The sequence below is a fragment of the Streptomyces daliensis genome (assembly GCF_054782395.1).
This window is the reverse complement of the sequence record NZ_BAAGSO010000029.1, coordinates 62,220-83,799: the sequence shown is the minus strand read 5'-3', so window position 1 is coordinate 83,799 and position 21,580 is coordinate 62,220. Positions and strand designations below refer to the sequence as shown.

Sequence of the window (21,580 nt, the reverse complement as noted above, 5' to 3'; positions counted from 1 at the left end):
CGGTGGCGGGCTGTCAGTGGCGGTCACTACGGTGGTTATCAACGTGTACGCAGTGACACGTGTGCTGGATGATGTGACCGGCTCACAGTCGGTGAACGGGGAGGATGGACATGGGGGTCCCGGACGACGAGGCGGGCCGCGCCGCCGCGGAAAAAGGACGGCTGCCCGGTACGGCGGGTTCGCTGAAGACCGGGCTTGAATCCCTCCAGGGGTTCAAGAAGCGGGTGGACCGGCTGCTCGACGAACTGAAGGAGTCCGAGGCCGAGCCGACGCGCATCGGCAGGGACCGGATCGCCCCGAACAACCTGGGCACGGGCTTCGGCGAGGCCCACGGCCTCTACACCGCCTACGAGACGGTCCACGACCAGTTGGAGACCCTCTCCCGCCTCCTCTCGGGCCAGATCGACGGCCTGACCATCGCGATGCAGCACTCCCACCGGGGCTACACCGACATCGACCTCGACACGCAGCGCCGCATGTGGCAGATCCAGTCCGACCTCCAGCGCCACTACGACCCGAAGCGCGACCCGTACGCGGACAAGGACGAGCCCAAGGGCAAGGGCGGCGAGAAGCCGGTGGAAGAAAAGCCGGACAAGTACGGCCTGTAGCGGTCCATTGGTGAACAGGGAAATGAGGGAGGATCAGCCCAATGGGCGGCTCTAACGGTGGGGACGACGGGTTCTTCTCTGCGCTGAACCCGGCCCGCATGATCCAGGATCTGTTCGTGGAGACGGACTTCGAGTCCAAGGGTCACCCGGACATGGAGAAGATGATCGAGAGCGCCGACCCGGAGAAGGCCGAGCGGCTCGGTGCCAAGCTGGTCAAGGCGGCCAAGACGATCGAGGAGATCGGCGACGACCTCAAGCGGAGCAAGGACAAGGTCGACTGGGACAGCGAGGGCGGCGATTCTTTCCGCACGTGGGTCATCCAGATGTCCAGCGCGACCCTGAGCCTGGCCGACCTGAGCAAGAACTCCGGCGAGAACCTGCGGAACGCGGCGCAGACGCTGCGCGAGGTGAAGCGGGACATGCCGAAATACTCGGCGTCCTCGAAGGCCGTCCTCGACGAGTATCTGAAGCACAACCCGGCCGGATTGCTGAGCCTTGCCAGCCGCCAGCCGGACCCGCCCGGGTCGAACAGCGTCCTGACGGGCCCTTCGCAGTCGTCCGCGTACGACGCGCAGAGCAAGCTCAACGACGACCACGGCGAAGCAGTGCGGCAGATGCGGAAGCTGGCGCAGTCGTACTCGATGTCGTCGATGGTGATGAACGCCTCGGAGCCGCCGACGTTTCCGCCGATTCCGAAAGGCATGATGCCGCCGAAACCGGACGGCCTTCACGACTCTCCGGTTTCGTCAAATAACGCGGACTCTTCAACGAATTCCGCGGCAAGGGTTCCCGGAGGCCAGAGCGGAAGCTCTAGCGCGATCCCGTCGTCTCATGTCAAAACCCCCGACCATCAAGTAGGCACGAACATCGACGGGGGCGTCACCGCACCGCACCCTCCGACCACATCGCCCGTGACCCCGACGCCGAACGGGCCCAGCAACCCGCCGTCGCCAGTCAGCCCCATGCCTATTCCGGGTGTGCCGACGCCTTCGCCGCGCTCCCCGTTCGCCAAGCCGGTGACGGGCACGGGGCGCTCTGCAACGACTCCTGGTCAGTCGCGGCCCTCGCGTCCCGGCGTTCGTATGCCGGGCGACGGCAATGGGATCTACGGCGGTCGGCCCGGCACCCCGAACAATGGGCAGCCGCCACGTGGCCTGCCCCGTGGCACGGTCGTGGGCGGCGAGGCCGGACAGCAGGGCCGTGGTGCGATGGGCGGTAGGCCGGGTGCTCCCGGTATGGGCGGTCCTGGTGGTAACAAGCCCGGTGTTGTCGGCGGGCGTCCCCTCGCCACGCGCCCGGGCGGCACGTTCGGGGGTTCCCAGCCCCGTCCCGGTGCGGCCGTAGGACGTCCCTTCACACCTGGCGGTACGGGCCTCACTCGTGGCCCTGGCGGTCCGCGCAAGCCGGGGGAGCGGCGCGAGGAGAACGGGGAGCGGCCCGACTACCTCGTCGAGGACGAAGAGACGTGGCAGCAGCCGAGGAGCCAGCGGGCTGCCCCTCCGGTTGTCGACTGAACGCGTAGGAAGAGAGTCAGAGGAACGCATGGGACGCACGGATCTCCGCTCGGGGCGGCTGAGGAAGGCCGCCGTCGGGTGCCTCGGCGTATTGCTCGTTGGTATGGCCGCGACACCTGCTCACGCGGAGAGCGTGCGGTCCCAGCAGTGGCATCTGGACGCGATGCACGCCGAGGAGATGTGGAAGACCAGTAAGGGCGAGGGCGTGACGGTCGCAGTGATCGACTCGGGCGTGGACGCCTCCGTGCCTGACCTTCGCGGTCAGGTGCTCAAGGGCGAAGACATGACGGATCGTTCGGGCGACGCCCAAGATGATCTTCGAGGCCACGGCACCAGCATGGCGGCGTTGATCGCGGGAACTGGCAAATCGAGCGAAGGCCAGGGCGCTTATGGCCTTGCTCCGGCCGCCAAGATTCTCCCGATCCGCCTGGAGGACAGCACTCAGGACAGCAAGAACCAGGCTGAGGCGGAGAAGAACTTCCCCAAGAAAGTCGCTCCTGCCATCCGGCGTGCAGCCGATTCGGAAGCGAAGATCATCAACATTTCCCTGGGCTCCGAGGGAACCTCGAAAGAGCTGACCGCCGCAGTCAAGTACGCCCTCTCGAAAGACAAGCTGGTATTCGCCGCAGTAGGCAACGAGGGCGATGTGATGAACCCCGTCGGCTATCCGGCAGCCACGCCCGGCGTGATCGGGGTCGGCGCGATCGGCAAGGACTCCAAGGTGACCAAGGAGTCGGTCACAGGGGAACAGGTCGATCTTGTCGCCCCCGGCAAGGACATGGTGGCCGCCTGCACCGAAGGCTCTGGCGTCTGCACGAGCCACGGCACCAGTGACGCCACCGCCATCGCGTCGGCCTCCGCCGCGCTGATCTGGTCCAAGCACCCGGACTGGACCGCGAACCAGGTCACGCGGGTCTTGGTGAGCACCGCCGGTGGGGCCCAGAGCGGCAAGGAGCGTACCGATGAGGGCGGCTATGGGGCCGTGCGGCCCAGGATCGCTCTTGCCGAGCCCGGCGACCCCGGGGATCCGAAGACCAATCCGTTGCCCGGGCCGTACTACGAGGGCGACAAGTCCGGTGGGGCGGAGAAGGAGAACGGGAAGGGTTCCGGGGCGGATCAGGCCGCTGCCGCGTCCGGGGGAGACGGCGGGACGTCCACCGGGCAGTGGGTCGGGTATGGGGTCGGGGGAGTGGTCGTCGTCGGGGCGGTCGTAGCCGGCGTTGTGGTCGTGCGGCGGTGGCGCGCCTGAGCGGGGCCTACGCCCGTAGGAAGTCCTCCACCGCCCCCACCAGCGCCTCGGGCGCGTCCACCCACGGATAGTGGCCCACTCCGGGCAGGAGGTGGACCCGGGCGTGGGGGAAGGAGGAGGCGACCGCGTCGCCCGCGTGGGTGCCGGTGACCGCGTCGAGGGCGCCCGTGACGACGAGGACGGGCGCCTTCACGGCGCTCAGGCGTTCCAGGAGGGCCAGCCGGGTGGGGTCGTCGACGCCCTGCCAGAAGCCCGCGCGGGGGACGGGGTTGAGCTGTTCGCCCTCGGACTCCGCGTGGGCCCGCTGTTCCGCGCCCCACGCGCCGTACGCCATGGGCGCGGCCCGCAGCAGCAGCCGCCGGATCTCGTCGAGGTCGTCGGCGCGCTGGAGGAGCTGGACGGCGACGTACGCCTCCTCCCACCAGTCCTCGTCGGCCGCGCGGGACTCGAAGATCTCGCGGGCGTCGTCCGGGAGTTCGCCCTGGAGGCGTGAGCCGGGGTTCAGCAGGACGAGGTGGCTGAGGGTTTCCGGGTGGCTGGCCGCGTACGCCTGGGCCGTGGCCGTCGCCGCGTCGTGGGCGAGCAGCGCGAAGCGCTCCAGGCCCAGGTGTGTGCGCAGGGCTTCGACGTCCTCGGCCAGGTGCGGGAACGCGTACGCGACGGGGTCGGCGGCAGCCGGGGACGCGCCCGTGCCCCGCGCGTCCGGGACGATCAGCCGACGGTGTGCGCTGAGTCCGCCGAGGTCGCCCAGGTACTCCGCGTCGCGCGCCGGGCCGCCCGCGAGGCAGACCAGGGGCGGCCGAGCGAGTGCGTCGGGGTGGTCCGAGGTGTCGTCGAGGACGCGGTAGGCGAGTTCGGCTCCGTCGTACGAGGAGAAGTGGGGCATGTCTTCCAGCCTGCCCCACTTGCCCTGGAGGACGCCGTCCGCCATCGGGACGTAGGCCCAGCGGATGAGGCGATCACCGTCCCCCGACAGGGGCCAACGCGGGTTTCGGCACTTACCGTAAGGCTCATGGGTGCATTTGAGGATGTGGGTGCCGACGCGAAGCACACCGTGGACGGCGTGGAAGGGCCCGTCGACTCCGCGAGCAAGGGCGACATCGAGGGCGTGCCGACGGTCCCGGAGGTTCCGGATCCGCTTCCAGATCCGCTTCCGGACCCGGCCTCGGCCCCGGCCCCGGGCCCCGTCGGCCAGGAGACCGTGCTCAGCCGCAGCTACCGCGCGCTGACGCTCGGCATCGTCTCCGTCGTCCTCCTCATCGCCTTCGAGGCGACGGCCGTCGGCACGGCCATGCCCGTCGCGGCGCAGGAACTGAACGGGATCTCCGTCTACGCCTTCGCCTTCTCCGCGTACTTCACCACCAGCCTCCTCGGCATGGTCGTCTCAGGGCAGTGGAACGACAGGAGCGGGCCGCTCGCCCCGCTCGGTACCGGAATCGCGGCGTTCGCCGCCGGGCTGCTGCTGTCCGGCACGGCCACCGCGATGTGGGTCTTCGTCCTCGGCCGCGCCGCGCAGGGCATAGGGGGCGGGCTGGTGATCGTGGCCCTCTACGTCACCGTCAGCCGCGCCTATCCCGAGCGGCTGCGGCCCACGGTCATGGCGTCCTTCGCGGCGGCCTGGGTGGTGCCGTCGGTCGTCGGGCCCCTCATCTCCGGCACCGTCACCCAGCAGCTGGGCTGGCGCTGGGTGTTCCTCGGCATCCCCGTGCTCGTCCTGCTCCCGCTCGCGGTCATGCTCCCCACGCTGCGCCGCGCCACCGGAAGCACCGCCACCGCGAGCACCGCAACAGGCGCCGTGGGCGGGAGCCCCCGGGCCCGGGGGCGAATACGGCTGGCGTTCGCCGTGGCCGCGGGCGCCGGGCTGATCCAGTACGGGGCGCAGAAGCTGACGATCCTCTCCCTCGGCCCCGTGGTCATCGGCGCCGTGCTGCTCGTGCCCGCCGTGCTCCGGCTGCTCCCGCCCGGCACCTACCGGGCCGCGCGCGGCCTGCCCGCCGTCGTTCTGCTGCGCGGCATGGCGGCGGGCGCCTATGTCGTGGCCGAGAGCTTCATCCCGCTCATGCTCGTGACCCAGCGCGGCCTGTCGGTGACCATGGCCGGGCTCACCCTCGCCGCGGGCGGCGCCACCTGGGCCCTGGGCTCGTTCACCCAGTCGCGGCCCCGCCTCACGCCGCACAGGGAGCGCCTGACGCGGTTCGGGATGGTGCTGGTGACCGCGTCGATCGCGTACACGCCCGCCGTACTGGCCGACGGCGTTCCCGTGTGGACACTGGCCGTCGCCATGGCGGTGGGCTGCTACGGGATGGGCCTGGTGATCTCGTCCACCAGCGTGCTGCTCCTCCAGCTCTCCGCGCCCGAGGAGACCGGCAAGAACTCGTCCTCGCTCCAGATGTCCGACAGCCTCTCCAACGTCCTGCTGCTCGCGGCCACCGGCGCCGCGTTCGCCGCTTTCGGGGGCGGCGCGGTCAGCACGGCGCACTCCGCGACCGCCTCCGCTTCCCCCTCCGCTTCCGAGGCCGCCGCGCACGCGGCGTCGGGCGGCGGGGCCCAGCCGGCGGCGTTCGTCGCGGTCTACATCCTGTCGGCTGCCGTTGCGGCGCTGGGCATCGTGGTGGCGGGCCGCCTGCGCAAGTGACCTGGGCGCGACGGGCCGCGGGCCGCGTAAGGGGCCGGTGTGGCCGGTGACGGGTGTGGCCTCCCCGACCTGACCGGGGAGGCCACACTTCTGTGCTGCGCCGTCGCGCCGTCGCGCCGTCGAACCGTCGCGCCGGCGGCCCGGCGCCGGGGTCACCTCGTCACTCGGACAGCTTCCACACCGACTTCGCGATGGCGTCCGCGTTCACGTCGAGCGCCTTCTCGTCGACGTTCTCCGTCGTGTCGCAGTCGGCGTGGTAGCAGGGGTCGAACGCCTTGCCCGCCTCGCCGCCCCACTTCTGCGCCTGGGCCTCGGTCTTGATCTCCTCGGCCCCGGTGAAGATGCCGCCGTTGGGGATGCCGGCCTCCGAGAAGGCGGCGTGGTCGGAGCGGCCGTTGATGTCGGTCGCCTCGGCCTCGACGCCGCCCTCGTCCAGGAACCCGGTGAGGGTCTTCTGGACGTCGGCCGAGCCCTCGGGCTCGTTCGCGCTGTCGTAGACGAAGTAGCCGGGGTTCGGGGAGCCGGTCATGTCGAAGTTCAGATACGAGTTGATCTTCGACTTGTCGTCGTCCGACAGGCTCTTGACGTACTCCGTACTGCCGACGAGCCCCAGCTCCTCCGCGCCCCACCAGGCGAACCGCAGATGCTTCGTGGGCTTGTAGCCGGAGTCGGCGGCGGCGAGGGCCGTCTCCAGGAGGGTGGCGGAACCGGTGCCGTTGTCGTTGATGCCGGGGCCCTCGGTGACGCTGTCGAGGTGGCCGCCCGCCATCAGGACGTTGTTCTCGTCGCCGCCGGGCAGGTCCGCGACGAGGTTGTAGCCCGTCGCGCCGCCCTCGGTGAACTCCTGCACCTGTGTCGTGAACCCGGCCGCCTCCAGCTTCTCCTGGAGGTAGGTGACGGACGCCTTGTAGCCGGGTTCGCCGTGCGCGCGGTTGCCGCCGTTGGCCTCGGCGATCTTCTGCAACTCGGTCAGATGGCCCTGGACCTTCTCGACGGAGATGTCGGGCGCGGCCTGGGCGGCCGCCGCGTGGGGCGGGGCTGTCGTCGTCGCCGTCGCCTGGGTGAGGCCCAGGCCGCCCGCGGTCAGCGCCATCGCCGCCGCCGCTGCCATGGAGAGGGTGCGCTTGCGCGTCCGCGTGATCCGCGTGCCGTCAGCGCGCTTGCCGTCGGCGTGCGTGCTGACGCCGGATGTGCGACTGGCTATGTGAGGGGTGCCTCGCAACTCAGAACTCCTCATGTTCGGCCGCTGGTTCGCGGCCTGTTGTGTGGGGGGTTACGCCCGCGTACGGGCCAGGCCGATGCTGCCAGCAAAGACCGGGGTGAGGAAGGGGGCGTACGTCGACGCAAGGGGTTCCCGTGACCTCTGGGGCAGGAGCGATGATCCAAAAGCTGGCCGAGGGTAGGTGTTGAGTCTTCCCAAAATCCGCTTATGGTTCAGCCATGTTCGACTCGCGGCACATCAGGACGTTCCACGAAGTGGTGCGGGCCGGTTCCTACTCCGCCGCCGCACGAGCCCTCGGCTACACCCAGCCCGCGATCACCCAGCAGATGAAGGCGCTGGAGCGGTCCGTCGGCACGCCCCTGTTCCTGCGCGTCGGGCGCCGCATGCGGCTGACGGAGGCGGGGGAGGCGCTGGCCCGGCACGCCGGGGTGATCCTCGACAGCATGTCGGCGGCGCAGCAGCAGATGACGGCGATCACACGGCTGCGGGCCGGGCGGGTGCGGGTGTGCGCGTTCCCCAGCGCGGGGGCCACGCTGGTGCCCGAGGCGCTGGCCAGGCTCGCCGTCGACCATCCGGGCGTGCGCGTCGAACTCCAGGAGGGGGAGCCGCCGGACTCGCTCCAGCGGGTGGTGGGCGGCGAGTGCGACATCACGCTCGCGTTCACGTACCCCGGGCTGCGGGAGCAGGTGCCCGAGGAACTGGTCGAGATCCCGCTGATGGAGGACCAGTTGACCGTCCTGATGCCCGCCGGGCATCCGCTGGCGCGGCGCCGTGCCGTCAAGCTGGGCGAGCTGGCGGAGGAGCGGTGGATCGCGGGATGCCTGCGGTGCCGGGCCAACTTCCTGCACGAGTGCGCCGAGCTGGGCTTCGCGCCTGACATCGCCTTCACGACGGACGACAACCTCGTCGTCCAGAGCCTCGTGGCCGAGGGGCTCGGGATCGCGATGATGCCGGGGCTCGTGCTGTCGTTCCTCGTCCACCAGAAGGTCCAGGGGCGCGCACTGGAACCGGCGTCGCGGCGTCAGGTCTCCGCGTATGTGCTGCGCGAGCACCTGGAGATACCGGCGACGGCGCTGGTCCTCGAAGAGCTGAAAACGGTCTCCGCCAACCGCGTGGGCTGCTAGAGATCCCCGTCGCGCCGGAGGGGACGCATAAGCGTGGGTGAGGGGGAAGCCAAGGAATCGTCGTTGGACGTAATGGATCGGGCGGCGCGAATCTGCCCGCATGGCCACTTCGACGAACCCCACGACCGCCCCCGCCACGAGCCCGCGCCTGCGCGCCCTCGTCGAGGACGTGCGCGCAGCCGTCGGACGTGGTCTGCCCCCGGACGTCACGGCGTACCTCGTCGGCGAGAAGCTGGCCCCGCACCTGGGCACGACAGGCCTGCTCACCCCGGGCCAGACCGAGGGCGACCCCGGCCACTACCGCCAGCACCTGCTGCACGCCGAACCCGACGGCAGCTTCTCGGTCGTCGCGCTCGTGTGGCTGCCGGGGCAGATGACGGCCGTCCACGACCACGTCTCCTGGTGCGTGACCGGCGTCCACCAGGGCGAGGAGCACGAGCGCCGCTACCGGCTGCTCCCCGCCGAACCGGAGCCCGGCGGAGCGGGCGCGCGGCTCGTCGCGACCGAGGAGGTGGTCAACCCGCGGGGCGCCGTCTGCGGGTTCGCGCCGCCCGGTGACATCCACCGGGTGTGGAACGGCTGCCAGGAGAAGGCCATCTCCCTCCACATCTACGGCGCCGACATATCTCGCCTCGGCACCAGCGTCCGCCGCGTCTACGAGCTTCCGGCCGACCGCTGATGGCGCTCCTGGGGGAGCGCCCCGGAACCGGAACCGGAACCGGCCGCCGCACGGGCGCGACGGCCCCCGCACCGCTCCGCAAGGCCCCGCCCCGCGAGCCCGCGTCCCGCGAGCCCGCAGCCCCGCGTCACGGCCACGGGCCGCTCCCCGGACTGGCGCTCGCCGCGGCGGGGGTGGCCGTCGCGGCGGCCGTGCACCTGCTGGTGCCCGCCGTGCCCATGCTGACCGCCGCCGTGGTGCTCGGCATCGGCGCCGCGCACCTCCCCGGCGCCCGCGCCCTCGTACGGGGCCCCGCGCGCCCCGGCCTCTCCCTCGCCGGGAAGCGGCTGATGCGCGTCGGCATCGTGCTGCTCGGGCTCAAGCTGAGCGTCGGCGACGTGCTGGGCATCGGCTGGTCGACGGTCGCGATGGTGGCCGTCGTCGTGGCCGCGACGTTCGCCGGGACGCTGTGGCTCGGCCGCAGGCTCGGACTGCCAGGCGACCAGCCGCTGCTCATCGCGACCGGCTACTCGATCTGCGGCGCCTCGGCCATCGGCGCCGTCAGCGAGGTGCGCGAGAGCGACGAGCGCGACGTGGCGACCTCCGTCGCCCTCGTCACGCTGTGCGGCACCCTCGCCATCGCCGTACTGCCGCTGCTGCACCAGCCGCTGGGCCTGGACGCGGGCCAGTTCGGGCGCTGGGTCGGGGCCGGGGTGCACGACGTCGGGCAGGTCGTGGCCACCGCGCAGACGGCGGGGCCGCACGCGCTGGGCCAGGCCGTGCTCGTCAAGCTGATGCGGGTGGCGCTGCTGGCGCCGCTGGTGGCGGCCGTCGCGCTGTCCGTACGCAACCGGCACCGGCACACGCACCGGGACGCGCAAGCGCACGCGGCCACCGCTCCCGGTACCAAGCGCCCGCCCCTCGTGCCCCTCTTCGTCCTCGGCTTCCTCGCCATGGTCGCCCTCCGCACCACGGGGCTGCTCCCGGGCGCGGCCCTGGACGCCGCGCAGTTCGCGCAGGAACTGCTGCTCGCCGCAGCCCTCTTCGGCCTCGGCAGCGCGGTGCACCTGCCCTCACTCGCGCGTACGGGCGGCAGGGTCGCCGCACTGGGGCTCTGCTCGTGGGTGGTCATCGCGGGCGTCTCGTACGCGGGCGTCCTGCTCACGGCATGACGGGCCGACGGCGGCGGCGACGGTCACCGCTGCCGTCCCCGTGACCACCCCGCCACTCGACGTACGCACATGGTGTGAGCTGAGTCGCACCCGGTGCCGCGGTCCGTGCCTCAGCCGGAAGCGCGTGCCGTGGCACGGGTAGGCTGACGCGGTTGCTTTGACCGTTTGAGACGTGAGACGTGAGACCGCGACACGCGATACGCGCACCCTCGCGAGCGCCGACGCGGACGCCGACCCCGACGGAGACCGTGACTACCACCACCCCCTCCTCGAACCACCACCTCTCGCCCGCCTTCCCCGGCCGCGCCCCGTGGGGCACGGCAGGCAAGCTGCGCGCCTGGCAGCAGGGGGCGATGGAGGCGTACCTCGACCAGCAGCCGCGCGACTATCTCGCCGTCGCCACCCCCGGCGCCGGCAAGACGACCTTCGCGCTGACGCTCGCCTCGTGGCTGCTGCACCACCACGTCGTGCAGCAGGTCACGGTCGTCGCGCCCACCGAGCACCTGAAGAAGCAGTGGGCGGAGGCCGCGGCCCGGATCGGGATCAAGCTGGACCCGGAGTACAGCGCGGGCCCGCTGAGCAAGGAGTACCACGGCATCGCCGTGACCTACGCGGGCGTCGGCGTCCGCCCTATGCTGCACCGCAACCGCGTCGAGCAGCGCAAGACGCTGGTCATCCTCGACGAGATCCACCACGCGGGCGACAGCCGCTCCTGGGGCGAGGCGTGCCTGGAGGCGTTCGAGCCCGCCACGCGCCGCCTCGCCCTCACGGGCACGCCCTTCCGCTCGGACACCAACCCGATCCCGTTCGTGGAGTACGGCGAGGACGCGGACGGCGTGCGCCGCTCCGTCGCCGACTACACCTACGGCTACGGCAGCGCGCTCGCCGACGGCGTCGTGCGCCCCGTCATATTCCTCACGTACAGCGGCAACATGCGCTGGCGCACCAAGGCGGGCGACGAGATCGAGGCGCGGCTCGGCGAGCCGATGACCAAGGACGCGGTCTCCCAGGCGTGGCGCACCGCGCTCGACCCGCGCGGCGAGTGGATGCCCTCCGTGCTGCGCGCCGCCGACCACCGGCTGACGGAGGTCCGCAAGGCGATCCCGGACGCGGGCGGCCTGGTCATCGCCAGCGACCAGGACTCGGCGCGCGCGTACGCGAAGCTGCTGCGCGAGATCACCGGGCACGCGGCGACCGTCGTCCTCTCCGACGACACCGGCGCCTCGCAGCGGATCGAGGACTTCCGGCAGTCGGAGGACCGCTGGATGGTCGCGGTCCGGATGGTGTCCGAGGGCGTGGACGTGCCGCGCCTCGCGGTCGGCGTGTACGCCACCACCATCTCCACGCCGCTGTTCTTCGCGCAGGCCGTAGGCCGTTTCGTACGGTCCAGGCGGCGCGGCGAGACCGCCTCCGTCTTCCTGCCCACCATCCCGATGCTGATGAGCTTCGCCAACGAGATGGAGGTGGAGCGCGACCACGTCCTCGACAAGCCGAAGAAGGACAAGGACGAGGACCCGTACGCGGAGGAGGCCGAGCTCCTCAAGGAGGCGGAGAAGGAGCAGGACGAGGACACCGGCGACCAGGAGCAGTTGCCCTTCGAGGCGCTGGAGTCCGACGCGGTCTTCGACCGGGTGATGTACGACGGCGCCGAGTTCGGCATGCAGGCGCACCCGGGCAGCGAGGAGGAGCAGGACTACCTCGGCATCCCAGGCCTCCTGGAGCCCGACCAGGTGCAGATGCTGCTCCAGAAGCGGCAGGCCCGGCAGATCTCGCACAGCAAGAAGCGCCCCGCCGAGGAGGCGGACCTGCTGGAACTGCCCGCGGACCGGCGGCCCGTGGTCACGCACAAGGAGCTGCTGGAGCTGCGCAAGCAGCTCAACACGCTGGTGGGCGCGTACGTGCACCAGAGCGGCAAGCCGCACGGCGTGATCCACACCGAGCTGCGCCGCGTGTGCGGGGGCCCGCCGAGCGCGGAGGCCACGGCGGGCCAGATCCGTCAGCGCATCGACAAGGTGCGCGAGTGGGCCACGCGCATGAAGTGACCCGTCACATGAGGTGACCCTCGGCGCGGGGCCCCGTGTGCGGCCCCGCGCCCTCGCCTCCGCCTCGCGCCGCTGCCTCGCGCCTCTACGGCGTGCGGCGCCGCGCGGCCCAGGCCACCCCCGCCGCCGCGGCGAGCGTCACCAGCAGCGCGGCCAGCACCCAGGGCAGCGACGCGCTGGTGCCCGCCGCCGCGTGCGCCTTCGCTCCGAGCGCTCCGTGCTGTCCGAGCGTTCCGAGCGTGCCGAGTCCGAGTGCTATGCCGGATGCCATGGGGGCAATGTATGCCCGCCGGACGCCCGTGCGGCGCGGCGAAGGTCCCCTCGTCCAGGGACGGAAGTCCGAAAGGGCCCGCGATTCTCTCCGTCGGCCGGGCGAACCGACCCGCCTTTGCCCGGATTCTGGACAGGCTCTTCCGGTCAGCGGAGCCTGTCGCTAAGTTTCCGGTCACACACGCCCCGTGGCAACGTCGCCGCGGAGCGCAGCCGGTGACGTTCGTACGTACTGCCAGTGCCACCGCGACCGGCGGCTTCTGGCGCTGAGCTGCGCTGCCGACGGGACCGGCAGCGGCACGCACCGGCCGCGTCGGACGTCGGCCACCACACACCCGGAGGAGGGGGGCGTCGTGACCGCGGAGACCTCTCAGACGCTCGACCGGGGACTGCGTGTCCTCAAACTGCTCGCCGACACCGATCACGGGCTGACCGTGACCGAGTTGTCCAACAAGCTCGGCGTCAACCGCACCGTCGTGTACCGACTGCTCGCGACCCTGGAGCAGCACGCCCTCGTCCGCCGCGACCTCGGCGGGCGCGCCAGGGTGGGGCTCGGGGTGCTGCGGCTGGGGCGGCAGGTGCACCCCCTCGTGCGCGAGGCGGCGCTGCCCGCGCTGCGTTCGCTGGCCGAGGACGTGGGGGCCACGGCGCATCTGACACTGGTCGACGGCACGGAGGCGCTGGCCGTCGCCGTCGTCGAACCGAGCTGGACGGACTACCACGTCGCCTACCGCACCGGGTTCAGGCACCCCCTGGACAGGGGCGCCGCCGGGCGGGCCATCGTCGCGGGGCGGGGCCCCGACCAGGAGCTGGGGCCCGGCTTCGTCCTCACCCACGGCGAACTGGAGGCGGGCGCGAGCGGCGCAGCGGCGCCGGTGCTCGGGGTGAGCGGGATAGAGGGGAGCGTGGGCGTGGTGATGCTCTCGGACGCGGTGCCGAGCCAGGTCGGGGAGCGTGTCGTGCACGCGGCGCAGGAGGTCGCGGACGCGCTTCGGTGAGGCGCGGACCCGTCGTCTAGATTGCGGGGGTGACCTCTCGCCCCGCCTCGCCCAGCACCGACCCGTCCAGCACCGACCCGTCGAGCACCGGCTCGGCCCGTCCCTCCCGGCTCCGGTTCCGGCTCTCGCCGCGCCGCCGCACGCTCGCGCTGTGCGCGGTGCCCGTGGTGGCGCTGTTCGCGGTGGTCGCCGCCGCGCCGCTGCCGTACTCGGTCGCCGAGCCCGGCATCACGGCGGACGTGCTCGGTGAGAACAAGGGCAAGCCGGTGATCACCCTGTCCGGCGACGCGGCGCGCGACGCCGCCGAGGCGGAGGGCGAAGGGGAGGGCGGCAAGGGCGGCGGTGGCAAGGGCCAGCTCCGGATGACGACCATCGCGGCGACGCCCCCCGACGCGACGGTCCGGGTGTCCGACGTCGTCAAGAACTGGTTCGCCACGGACCACGCCGTCATGCCCCGTGACGCGGTCTACCCGGTGGGCGGCAACACCGAGGAGATCAAGAAGTACAACGCGGACGAGATGAAGCAGTCCCAGGACGAGGCGGTCAAGGCCGCACTCTCCCAGCTCCATCTGTCGTCGGACGACGTGAAGGTCAGCCTGCGGCTCGCCGATGTCGGGGGGCCCAGCGCGGGGCTGCTCTTCTCACTCGGCATCGTCGACAAGCTGGACGGCGACGGCAGCGGCGGCGGCCTGACCGGCGGCCGTACGGTCGCGGGCACCGGCACCATAGACGCGAGCGGGAAGGTCGGCGCCGTCGGCGGCGTCCCCCTCAAGACGCAGGCGGCGAAGCGGGACGGCGCCTCGGTCTTCCTGGTCCCGAAGGCGGAGTGCGCCGACGCGCGGGCCGAGCTGCCCAAGGGGCTGCGACTGGTGCCGGTGACCAGCCTCGACGGCGCCGTCGAAGCGCTCAAGGCGCTCAAGGACGGGGACCAGCGCCGCGTCCCCTCCTGCTGACGGGACCCGTACGGGGAAGCCCCCCGCACGGGTCCGGGCCCCGTCGTCCGCCGCTCAGCCCTCCTTGATGAACCCCTTCTCCACCAGCCACTCCTTGGCGACGTCGTGCGGGTCCTCGCCCTCCACGTCGACCTTGGCGTTCAGCTCGCGGGCCACCTCGTTGTTCAGCGACTTGGTGATCGGGTCGAGGACGTCCGCGATCTCCGGGTGCTTCTCCAGCGTCGCGCTGTTGATCTCCGGTGCCGCGTCGTAGTTCGGGAAGAAGTGCCGGTCGTCCGCCAGGACCTTCAGGCCCATCGCCTTGATGCGGCCGTCGGTCGCGTAGACCTCGCCGAAGGTGCAGGGGGTGCCCTTGGCGGTCTGGGTGTAGACGACGCCGTTGCTCATCTTGTGGACCCGTGAGGCGGGGATCTTCATCCCGTACTTCTTCATCAGCCCTGGGAGCCCGTCGTCGCGCGCCGCGAACTCGTTGTCCACGCACAGCGAGGCGGCCTTGGGGTTCTTCTTCGACAGCTCCGCGACGTCGGAGAGCGTCTTGACGCCGTACTTCTTCTGGAGCTTCGGGCTGACGGTCAGCACGTAGGTGTTGTTCAGCGTGGAGGGCCGCAGCCAGCTCAGGCCCTCCTTCTTGTCCTCCTCGCGCACCGCCTCCCACTGCTCGTGCGAGTCCACGATGGGCGTCTCGTGCCCGAGGTAGGTGATCCAGCTCGTGCCCGTGTACTCGTACATCGCGTCGGCCGCGCCGGACTTCACCGCCTCCCGCGAGCCGATGGAGCCCTGGATGGCGGTGCGGTCCACGACCTTGGCGCCCGCCGCCTGGAAGGCCAGGCCCATGATGTGGCCCAGGATGATCGACTCGGTGAACTCCTTTGACGTCACGGTCAGTTCGGCCCCCTGGAGCGGTTCCCCGCGGCCGAGGGTGCCGGGGTGCACGTCGTCGGCCATGGGGCTGCCGCTGACCAGGCCGCAGCCGCTCAGGGCGACGGAGAGCGCGAGCGCGGCGGAGGCGCCGGCGAGGGCGCGCTTACGCCCGCGTCGCGGCAGGACGGAACGTCGCGCCGGTACGGAGCGCGCCGGTACGGAGCACACAGCTACGGAGCGTCGCATCGGGACAGGACCTCGCATCAGGACGAAACCTCCAGGCCGCGCGGGCGCAGCAGCAGTTCGGCGAGCGAGGCCACCCAGTCGACCAGCAGCGCGAGGGCCACGGTCAGCACGGAGCCGAGGACCAGGACCGGCATCCGCTGGGTGGTGATGCCCGCCGCGATCAGGTCGCCGAGCCCGCCGCCGCCGATGAAGGTGGCGAGGGTGGCGGTGCCGACGTTCAGTACGAGGGCGTTGCGCACGCCCGCGAGGATCAGCGGGACGGCGAGGGGCAGTTCGACCCGGCCCAGGACGCCCAGCGGCGACATCCCGATGCCCCTGGCCGCCTCCACGAGCCCCGGGTCGATGGCGCGCAGCCCCGCGATGGTGTTGGCCAGCACGGGCAGTACGGCGTAGACGACCATGCCGACGATGGCCGTGCTCGGGCCCACGCTCAGCCAGAACACCAGCAGCACGAGCAGCCCGAGCGAGGGGATCGCCTGGCCCAGGTTGGCGACGGCCATGGCGACGGGCGCCGCCCTGCGCAGCTTGCCGCGGGTGAGCAGGATGCCCAGCGGGATCGCGATGACCAGCACGAAGAAGGTGGAGACCGCGGTCAGCTCGATGTGCTTCCACAGTCCGGAGGCCACGCTGCCCTCGGCCAGCGCGTTGCGCGCGATCGAGTCCAGGTCCGCGCCGCGGAACCACAGCCAGGTGCACAGCAGCACCAGCGCGAGCCCGCCCGGCAGCAGGGTCAGCTTCTGCCAGGTCAGCCTGGCCAGCGGCCGGTCGGCGGCGCGCTGCTGCGCGGGCCGCGACTCGTCGGGCGCCTCGTCCGGGGCGAGCGTGTACCGGGGGACGTCGGCGTCGGCCGCCGCCGGAGCGCCGCCGCGCCCTCCGGTTCCGCTTCCGGTTCCGCTTCCGGTTCGGTCGCCCCTGCCGCCCCCGCCGGGCTTCGACGCGCTCACGCGAGCCCCTCCTGCGCCGCCCGGGTGCGCTCGGCCCGCTGCTCCTCCAGCTGGTGCTGGTGCTCGATGGCCTCCAGCCGGTCCGCGTCGAGGAGTTCGTGCACCGAGTTCATCAGGGTCTCCATGTCCACGACCCCGATGTACTCGCCGCGCCGCCCGGTGACGGCGACCCGGCCCGCGTTGTCGGTGAGCACGGCCTCCAGCGCGTCGCGCAGGGTGGCGTCGCGGGTCACCGTGTCGTTGACGAGCGTCCCGGCGCGGGCCAGCGAGCCCTTGGCGCGCATCAGATCGCCGCGCCGCAGCCACTTGTACGGGCGCCGCCGCTTGTCCAGCAGCAGCACCTCGTTGTGGGTGCCCGAGCGCAGCGAGTCGAAGATCTCCTGGAGCGGTTCCTCGACGGTGACCGTCGGGAAGTCGACGACGCCCACGTCCCGCACCCGGGTGAGGTTGAGCCGCTTGAGCGCGGCGCCCGCGCCGACGAAGCCGGAGACGAAGTCGTCGGCCGGGTTGGTGAGGATGGCCTCGGGGGCGTCGAACTGGGCGATGTGCGACTGCTCCCTGAGCACCGCGATGCGGTCGCCGAGCTTGATGGCCTCGTCGAAGTCGTGGGTGACGAAGACGATGGTCTTGCGCAGCTCGTGCTGGAGCCGGATCAGCTCGTCCTGGAGGTGGTCGCGGGTGATGGGGTCCACCGCGCCGAAGGGCTCGTCCATCAGCAGGACGGGCGGGTCGGCGGCGAGCGCGCGGGCCACGCCGACGCGCTGCTGCTGGCCGCCGGAGAGCTGGCGCGGGTAGCGGTTCCTGAACTCGCCCGGGTCGAGGCCCACCAGGTCGAGCATCTCCTCGACGCGCGCGGTGACCTTGGACCTGGACCAGCCGGTCATCTTCGGCACCTGCGCGATGTTCTGCGCGACGGTCATGTGCGGGAAGAGCCCGGACGACTGGATCGCGTAACCGATCTTGCGGCGCAGCTTGACCGCGTCCATGTCGGTGACGTCCTCGTCGCCGATCTTGATGCGGCCCGAGGTGGGCTCGATGAGCCGGTTGATCATCTTGAGGGTGGTCGACTTGCCGCACCCGGAGGGCCCGACGAAGACGACGAGTTCGCCCGCGCCGATCTCCATCGTCACGTTGTCCACGGCGGGCAGGGCGGAGCCCGGATAGCGCTTGGTGAGGCCCTCCAGGCGGATCGTGGCGCCGGAGGCGGGCCCCCGGGCCGGTCCTCCAGCGGCGGGTGCGGGCGTCTCGGGCGTCTCGGGTGTCCCAGGCGTCTCGGGTGTCTCAGGCACGTATCCCCCTCGGGATGGTCAGGCGTCCGATGAGGACGTACGCGGCATCGAAGAGCAGGGCGAGCACGACGATGCCGAGCGTGCCCGCGAGGACTTGGTTGTGGGCGTTGGCGCTGCCCAGCGAGGCCACGCCCCGGAAGATGAGGTTGCCGAGCCCGGGGCCCGAGGCGAAGGCGGCGATGGCCGCGATGCCCATCAGCATCTGCGTGGAGACGCGGATGCCCGTGAGGATGGGCGGCCAGGCCAGCGGCAGCTCGACCTTCACCAGCTGCGCCAGCCGCGACATGCCGATGCCGCGCGCCGCGTCGACCAGCGAAGGGTCCACGCCGCGCAGCCCGACGACGGCGTTGCGGACGATGGGCAGCAGCCCGTACAGCGTCAGCGCGATGACCGTCGGTGCGACCCCGAGCCCGACGAGCGGGATCAGCAGGCCGATCAGGGCCAGCGAGGGGACGGTGAGGATCGAGGCGGTGGCGGCCGTGGCGAGGTTGCCCGCCCACTCGCTGCGGTAGGTGAGGACGCCGATCAGTACGCCGATGACGGTGGCGGCCACCATGCACTGGAAGACCGCGCTGGCGTGCTGGAGCGAATCCGTCAGCACCTGGACATGCCGGTTGCTGAGGTACTCCCAGAAGCTCACTCGGCTTCTCCCTACGTGTTCAGTGTTCAGGTGTCCCCGGCGACGTGGTGACGCGGTGTCCCGCGAGGGTGCGGCTCCGGCAGGCCGCTGGCAACCCTGTCGGCCGGACTGGTGCTCAGAGGGCCTCGGGGGCCGGGTGGGCCGTGGGGCCCGTGGACGTCCCCGCGGCCTGGCGGACGAGGGGGACGATCCGGAGGGGGACGGGGTTCTCCATGACGATCGCGGTGGAGGCCCGCATGATGCCGTCGTAACCGACGACCTTGTCGATCACGCGCTGGAGGTCGGCGTTGGAGCGCGCGACCAGACGGCACAGCATGTCACCGTGACCCGTCGTGGTGTGCAGCTCCAGCACTTCCGGTACGGAAGCGAGATGTGCCCGCACGTCGGGGCCCTGGCCCTGCTTGATCTCCAGGGTGGCGAAGGCGGTGACGGGATAGCCGATGGCCGCGGGGTCCACGTCCGGGCCGAAGCCGCGGATCACTCCCGCTGACTTAAGCCTGTCCAGGCGGGCCTGCACCGTCCCACGCGCGACACCGAGGCGGCGGGACGCTTCCAGCACCCCGATCCTCGGTTCCTCGGCGAGCAGTTCGAGCAATCGACCATCGAGCCGATCAATACCCATGAGTTGCCTCTCAGTAACCACCACGTTGCACACCTTGTGCAGATCGCCCGATCGGATCCGTAAAGTGCTGGACAGAGTGTCCAGTAGATACGAGAAGTATTGCGCACCTTGTTGGCGCGGGGGAACCTTCGTTCATGACTGAGACCACGCACGCAACCCCTGACACAGCCCGGCAGGCGGACCCCTTCCCGGTGAAGGGGATGGACGCGGTCGTCTTCGCCGTGGGCAACGCCAAGCAGGCTGCGCACTACTACTCCACCGCCTTCGGCATGAAGCTGGTCGCCTACTCCGGACCGGAGAACGGCTCCCGCGAGACCGCCAGTTACGTACTCGAATCGGGCTCCGTCCGCTTCGTCCTCACGTCAGTCATCAAGCCCACGACCGACTGGGGCCGCTTCCTCTCCGGCCACGTCGCGGAGCACGGCGACGGCGTGATCGACCTCGCCATCGAGGTGCCGGACGCCCGCGCCGCCTACGCCTACGCGCTGGAGCACGGCGCGCGCGGCATCGAGGCGCCCCACGAGGTGCGGGACGAGCACGGCACCGTGGTGCTCGCCTCCATCGGGACCTACGGACAGACCCGGCACACCCTCGTCGAGCGCGGCGCCTACACCGGCCCCTACCTGCCCGGATACGCCGAGGCACAGCCCATGGTGGAGCCCGGCCGCCGCCGCTTCCAGGCCGTCGACCACTGTGTGGGCAACGTCGAGCTCGGCATGATGGACGAGTGGGTCAAGTTCTACAACAACGTCATGGGCTTCACGAACATGAAGGAGTTCGTGGGTGACGACATCGCCACCGAGTACAGCGCGCTGATGTCGAAGGTCGTCGCCGACGGCACCCGCAAGGTCAAGTTCCCGCTGAACGAGCCCGCCGTCGCCAAGAAGAAGTCGCAGATCGACGAGTACCTGGAGTTCTACGGCGGCCCCGGCGTCCAGCACATCGCCCTCGCCACGAACGACATCGTCGCGACCGTCCGCGCGATGCGCGCGGCGGGCGTCCAGTTCCTGGACACCCCGGACTCGTACTACGACACGCTCGGCGAGTGGGTCGGCGAGACCCGGGTGCCGGTGGAGACGCTGCGCGAGCTGAAGATCCTCGCCGACCGCGACGAGGACGGCTATCTGCTCCAGATCTTCACCAAGCCGGTCCAGGACCGCCCGACGGTCTTCTTCGAGATGATCGAGCGGCACGGCTCGATGGGCTTCGGCAAGGGCAACTTCAAGGCCCTCTTCCAGGCCATCGAGCGCGAACAGGACCGCCGCGGGAACCTTTGAGCCGCGCGGCTCATCAGACCGACGGGGGACGGGCCACGGCCCAGGTCCGTTCCGCTCCGCCGGGGGGCGGAACGGAACGGACCCCGTGGGGCGCGCGTCTCGCGGGGCTGCGAGGGCGCGGATGGCGCCGGGCTACGGGCGTCGGGCTACGGGTGCAGCCCCGCCAGCCGGGCCCGCGTGCGCCGCACGTCGCGCTCGTCGGGCGGACGCTCCCCGCGCGCCCACCCCGGCGCACCCCAGTCGCCTGTGAGCAGCGACAGCGACACGTCCCCCGCGCGCAGCGCGCTCGTATCGGCGCCGCCCACGGGCTCGGGCGCCGAGGGGTCCAGGCCGACGGACACCGTGTAGCAGGTGGCGCAGGTGTCCGGCGCGGGCACGAACTCGCGGGTGATCTCCTGGGCCCTGCCCAGGTGGGTGAAGGCGACGCCGCCGTCCGGCTTCGCCGGGACGTTGACGTTCAGTGCGGTGTACGCGGGCAGCAGCGCCCCGCGCCCCGCCGTGCGCGCGAGCCGGTCCACCGTACGGGCGGCGAAGTCCGCCGCCAGCGGCGCGGAGGGGAAGGGGTCGTCCGGTGAGGTGAGGTCGACGCCCGCGCTCACCGCGAGCGCCGGGACGCCCAGCTCCTGCGCGGCGACGGTCGCGCCGACCGTGCCCGAGTGGTTGGCGGTCGGGCCCGTGTTGGGGCCCGGGTTGACCCCGGAGACGACGAGGTCGGGCGGGTCCCCGGCGAACACGTGCTGGATGCCGAAGGCCACCGCGTCACCCGGCGACCCGGAGACCGACCACACCCCCGGCCCGGTCTCCTCGGCCCTGACCGTCGCGCCCCGCTCGTAGTTCACCCCCGTGCCGCTGCCCGACCTGTTCCCGTCCGGGGCCACGATCACCGCCTCGTGACCGGCCCGCCGCAGTGCTTGCGCGAGCAGGCGGATGTACGGGTGCCGGTAGCCGTCGTCGTTGGAGACCAGCACCCGCAGCCCCGCCTCAGCCCTGACCCGCGATTCCGGCTCCGCCGGGCGCGCCCCCGCGACCCCCGACCCCGCGAGGAGGACGAGCGCGAGCGCCCCGCCCGCGCCCGCCGCCCACCCCGCGCCGCTGCCGGTCCTGCCGGTTCTGCCGGTTCTGCCCTTCATGCGCGCCCTCCCCTGTGCGAGCCGTACGCGCCGTACGCGAAAGTCGCCGCACTGTAGAGCTGACGGGTCGTCACCACAAGGCGCGCGGTGCCGCTGCCGCGGGGCGCACGGGAGCGGGCGTCCGCG

Annotated in this window: 20 protein-coding genes; 11 read left to right on the top strand and 9 right to left on the bottom strand. The window is 71.6% G+C overall.

The window, feature by feature from the left end; translation table 11 throughout:
- The first annotated feature begins 110 nt into the window (after positions 1 to 110).
- From ACYVOO_RS06800 to mycP, 3 genes are read left to right on the top strand one after another with little or no spacing between them, the layout of a single operon-like run.
- A complete protein-coding gene (locus ACYVOO_RS06800) occupies positions 111 to 608 on the top strand; it encodes a hypothetical protein (protein WP_461014713.1) in 498 nt (165 codons plus the stop codon).
- Between the two features lie 41 nt (positions 609 to 649).
- Positions 650 to 2,122 (top strand): WXG100 family type VII secretion target, encoded by a 1,473-nt coding sequence (locus ACYVOO_RS06795; protein ID WP_461014712.1) that lies wholly within the window; start codon positions 650 to 652, stop codon positions 2,120 to 2,122.
- 28 nt (positions 2,123 to 2,150) lie between these two features.
- Complete coding sequence (mycP, locus tag ACYVOO_RS06790) at positions 2,151 to 3,371, top strand: type VII secretion-associated serine protease mycosin (protein ID WP_461014711.1); 1,221 nt, start codon at positions 2,151 to 2,153, stop codon at positions 3,369 to 3,371.
- Positions 3,372 to 3,378: 7 nt separating this feature from the next.
- Here the strand turns inward: mycP and ACYVOO_RS06785 are convergent, their stop codons facing one another.
- The gene (locus tag ACYVOO_RS06785; RefSeq protein ID WP_461014771.1) at positions 3,379 to 4,257 is read right to left on the bottom strand and encodes an alpha/beta fold hydrolase; all 879 of its coding nucleotides are present in this window, start codon (positions 4,255 to 4,257) and stop codon (positions 3,379 to 3,381) included.
- Positions 4,258 to 4,383: 126 nt separating this feature from the next.
- Here ACYVOO_RS06785 and ACYVOO_RS06780 point away from each other — a divergent pair, with 126 nt between their 5' ends.
- Positions 4,384 to 6,006 (top strand): MFS transporter, encoded by a 1,623-nt coding sequence (locus ACYVOO_RS06780; protein WP_461014710.1) that lies wholly within the window; start codon positions 4,384 to 4,386, stop codon positions 6,004 to 6,006.
- Between the two features lie 160 nt (positions 6,007 to 6,166).
- Here ACYVOO_RS06780 and ACYVOO_RS06775 read toward each other — a convergent pair whose 3' ends face one another.
- The gene (locus ACYVOO_RS06775; RefSeq protein ID WP_461014709.1) at positions 6,167 to 7,228 is read right to left on the bottom strand and encodes a M28 family metallopeptidase; all 1,062 of its coding nucleotides are present in this window, start codon (positions 7,226 to 7,228) and stop codon (positions 6,167 to 6,169) included.
- Between the two features lie 218 nt (positions 7,229 to 7,446).
- On the opposite strand from ACYVOO_RS06775, the gene ACYVOO_RS06770 reads away from it, so the two are divergent.
- From ACYVOO_RS06770 to ACYVOO_RS06755, 4 genes are all read left to right on the top strand, one after another.
- Positions 7,447 to 8,352: a LysR family transcriptional regulator gene (locus ACYVOO_RS06770; RefSeq protein WP_453348851.1), complete on the top strand. Its 906-nt coding sequence runs from the start codon at positions 7,447 to 7,449 to the stop codon at positions 8,350 to 8,352.
- A 100-nt stretch (positions 8,353 to 8,452) separates the two neighbouring features.
- The gene (locus tag ACYVOO_RS06765; protein ID WP_461014708.1) at positions 8,453 to 9,031 is read left to right on the top strand and encodes a cysteine dioxygenase family protein; all 579 of its coding nucleotides are present in this window, start codon (positions 8,453 to 8,455) and stop codon (positions 9,029 to 9,031) included.
- A complete protein-coding gene (locus tag ACYVOO_RS06760; protein WP_461014707.1) occupies positions 9,031 to 10,182 on the top strand; it encodes a YeiH family protein in 1,152 nt (383 codons plus the stop codon). Before ACYVOO_RS06765 ends, ACYVOO_RS06760 begins: the two co-directional genes overlap by 1 nt.
- Positions 10,183 to 10,430: 248 nt before the next feature.
- The gene (locus ACYVOO_RS06755) at positions 10,431 to 12,224 is read left to right on the top strand and encodes a DEAD/DEAH box helicase (RefSeq protein WP_453348848.1); all 1,794 of its coding nucleotides are present in this window, start codon (positions 10,431 to 10,433) and stop codon (positions 12,222 to 12,224) included.
- A gap of 85 nt (positions 12,225 to 12,309) precedes the next feature.
- On the opposite strand, the gene ACYVOO_RS06750 is transcribed toward ACYVOO_RS06755, so the two are convergent.
- Positions 12,310 to 12,495 (bottom strand): hypothetical protein, encoded by a 186-nt coding sequence (locus ACYVOO_RS06750; RefSeq protein ID WP_461014706.1) that lies wholly within the window; start codon positions 12,493 to 12,495, stop codon positions 12,310 to 12,312.
- A 352-nt stretch (positions 12,496 to 12,847) separates the two neighbouring features.
- Between ACYVOO_RS06750 and ACYVOO_RS06745 the strand changes: the two genes are divergently transcribed.
- A complete protein-coding gene (locus ACYVOO_RS06745; protein ID WP_453348846.1) occupies positions 12,848 to 13,492 on the top strand; it encodes an IclR family transcriptional regulator in 645 nt (214 codons plus the stop codon).
- 149 nt (positions 13,493 to 13,641) lie between these two features.
- Positions 13,642 to 14,445: a S16 family serine protease gene (locus ACYVOO_RS06740; protein ID WP_461014770.1), complete on the top strand. Its 804-nt coding sequence runs from the start codon at positions 13,642 to 13,644 to the stop codon at positions 14,443 to 14,445.
- Positions 14,446 to 14,499: 54 nt separating this feature from the next.
- Here ACYVOO_RS06740 and ACYVOO_RS06735 read toward each other — a convergent pair whose 3' ends face one another.
- The 5 genes from ACYVOO_RS06735 to ACYVOO_RS06715 all read right to left on the bottom strand — a co-directional run bounded on the left by ACYVOO_RS06735 (position 14,500) and on the right by ACYVOO_RS06715 (position 19,047).
- The gene (locus ACYVOO_RS06735) at positions 14,500 to 15,552 is read right to left on the bottom strand and encodes a glycine betaine ABC transporter substrate-binding protein (protein WP_461014705.1); all 1,053 of its coding nucleotides are present in this window, start codon (positions 15,550 to 15,552) and stop codon (positions 14,500 to 14,502) included.
- Positions 15,553 to 15,569: 17 nt separating this feature from the next.
- Positions 15,570 to 16,496, bottom strand: a complete 927-nt coding sequence (locus tag ACYVOO_RS06730; protein ID WP_461014704.1) for an ABC transporter permease — start codon at positions 16,494 to 16,496, stop codon at positions 15,570 to 15,572.
- A complete protein-coding gene (locus ACYVOO_RS06725; protein ID WP_461014703.1) occupies positions 16,493 to 17,785 on the bottom strand; it encodes a betaine/proline/choline family ABC transporter ATP-binding protein in 1,293 nt (430 codons plus the stop codon). The genes ACYVOO_RS06730 and ACYVOO_RS06725 overlap by 4 nt, the downstream gene beginning before the upstream one ends.
- Entirely contained in the window at positions 17,778 to 18,425 is a 648-nt protein-coding gene (locus ACYVOO_RS06720; RefSeq protein ID WP_461014702.1) for an ABC transporter permease, read from the bottom strand. Before ACYVOO_RS06720 ends, ACYVOO_RS06725 begins: the two co-directional genes overlap by 8 nt.
- Positions 18,426 to 18,540: 115 nt before the next feature.
- Entirely contained in the window at positions 18,541 to 19,047 is a 507-nt protein-coding gene (locus tag ACYVOO_RS06715; protein WP_461014701.1) for an Lrp/AsnC family transcriptional regulator, read from the bottom strand.
- 134 nt (positions 19,048 to 19,181) lie between these two features.
- Here ACYVOO_RS06715 and hppD point away from each other — a divergent pair, with 134 nt between their 5' ends.
- Positions 19,182 to 20,324 (top strand): 4-hydroxyphenylpyruvate dioxygenase, encoded by a 1,143-nt coding sequence (gene hppD, locus ACYVOO_RS06710; protein ID WP_461014700.1) that lies wholly within the window; start codon positions 19,182 to 19,184, stop codon positions 20,322 to 20,324.
- 146 nt (positions 20,325 to 20,470) lie between these two features.
- On the opposite strand, the gene surE is transcribed toward hppD, so the two are convergent.
- Entirely contained in the window at positions 20,471 to 21,454 is a 984-nt protein-coding gene (gene surE / locus ACYVOO_RS06705) for a 5'/3'-nucleotidase SurE (protein WP_461014699.1), read from the bottom strand.
- Positions 21,455 to 21,580 lie beyond the last annotated feature (126 nt).

Bases quoted from the DNA above. Each gene is read 5' to 3' on its own strand.
- ACYVOO_RS06800 (WP_461014713.1), top strand. From the start codon at position 111: ATGGGGGTCCCGGACGACGAGGCGGGCCGCGCCGCCGCGGAAAAAGGA.
- ACYVOO_RS06795 (WP_461014712.1), top strand. From the start codon at position 650: ATGGGCGGCTCTAACGGTGGGGACGACGGGTTCTTCTCTGCGCTGAAC.
- mycP (WP_461014711.1), top strand. From the start codon at position 2,151: ATGGGACGCACGGATCTCCGCTCGGGGCGGCTGAGGAAGGCCGCCGTC.
- ACYVOO_RS06785 (WP_461014771.1), bottom strand. From the start codon at position 4,257: ATGCCCCACTTCTCCTCGTACGACGGAGCCGAACTCGCCTACCGCGTC.
- ACYVOO_RS06780 (WP_461014710.1), top strand. From the start codon at position 4,384: ATGGGTGCATTTGAGGATGTGGGTGCCGACGCGAAGCACACCGTGGAC.
- ACYVOO_RS06770 (WP_453348851.1), top strand. From the start codon at position 7,447: ATGTTCGACTCGCGGCACATCAGGACGTTCCACGAAGTGGTGCGGGCC.
- ACYVOO_RS06765 (WP_461014708.1), top strand. From the start codon at position 8,453: ATGGCCACTTCGACGAACCCCACGACCGCCCCCGCCACGAGCCCGCGC.
- ACYVOO_RS06760 (WP_461014707.1), top strand. From the start codon at position 9,031: ATGGCGCTCCTGGGGGAGCGCCCCGGAACCGGAACCGGAACCGGCCGC.
- ACYVOO_RS06750 (WP_461014706.1), bottom strand. From the start codon at position 12,495: ATGGCATCCGGCATAGCACTCGGACTCGGCACGCTCGGAACGCTCGGA.
- ACYVOO_RS06735 (WP_461014705.1), bottom strand. From the start codon at position 15,552: ATGCGACGCTCCGTAGCTGTGTGCTCCGTACCGGCGCGCTCCGTACCG.
- ACYVOO_RS06715 (WP_461014701.1), bottom strand. From the start codon at position 19,047: ATGGGTATTGATCGGCTCGATGGTCGATTGCTCGAACTGCTCGCCGAG.
- hppD (WP_461014700.1), top strand. From the start codon at position 19,182: ATGACTGAGACCACGCACGCAACCCCTGACACAGCCCGGCAGGCGGAC.
- surE (WP_461014699.1), bottom strand. From the start codon at position 21,454: ATGAAGGGCAGAACCGGCAGAACCGGCAGGACCGGCAGCGGCGCGGGG.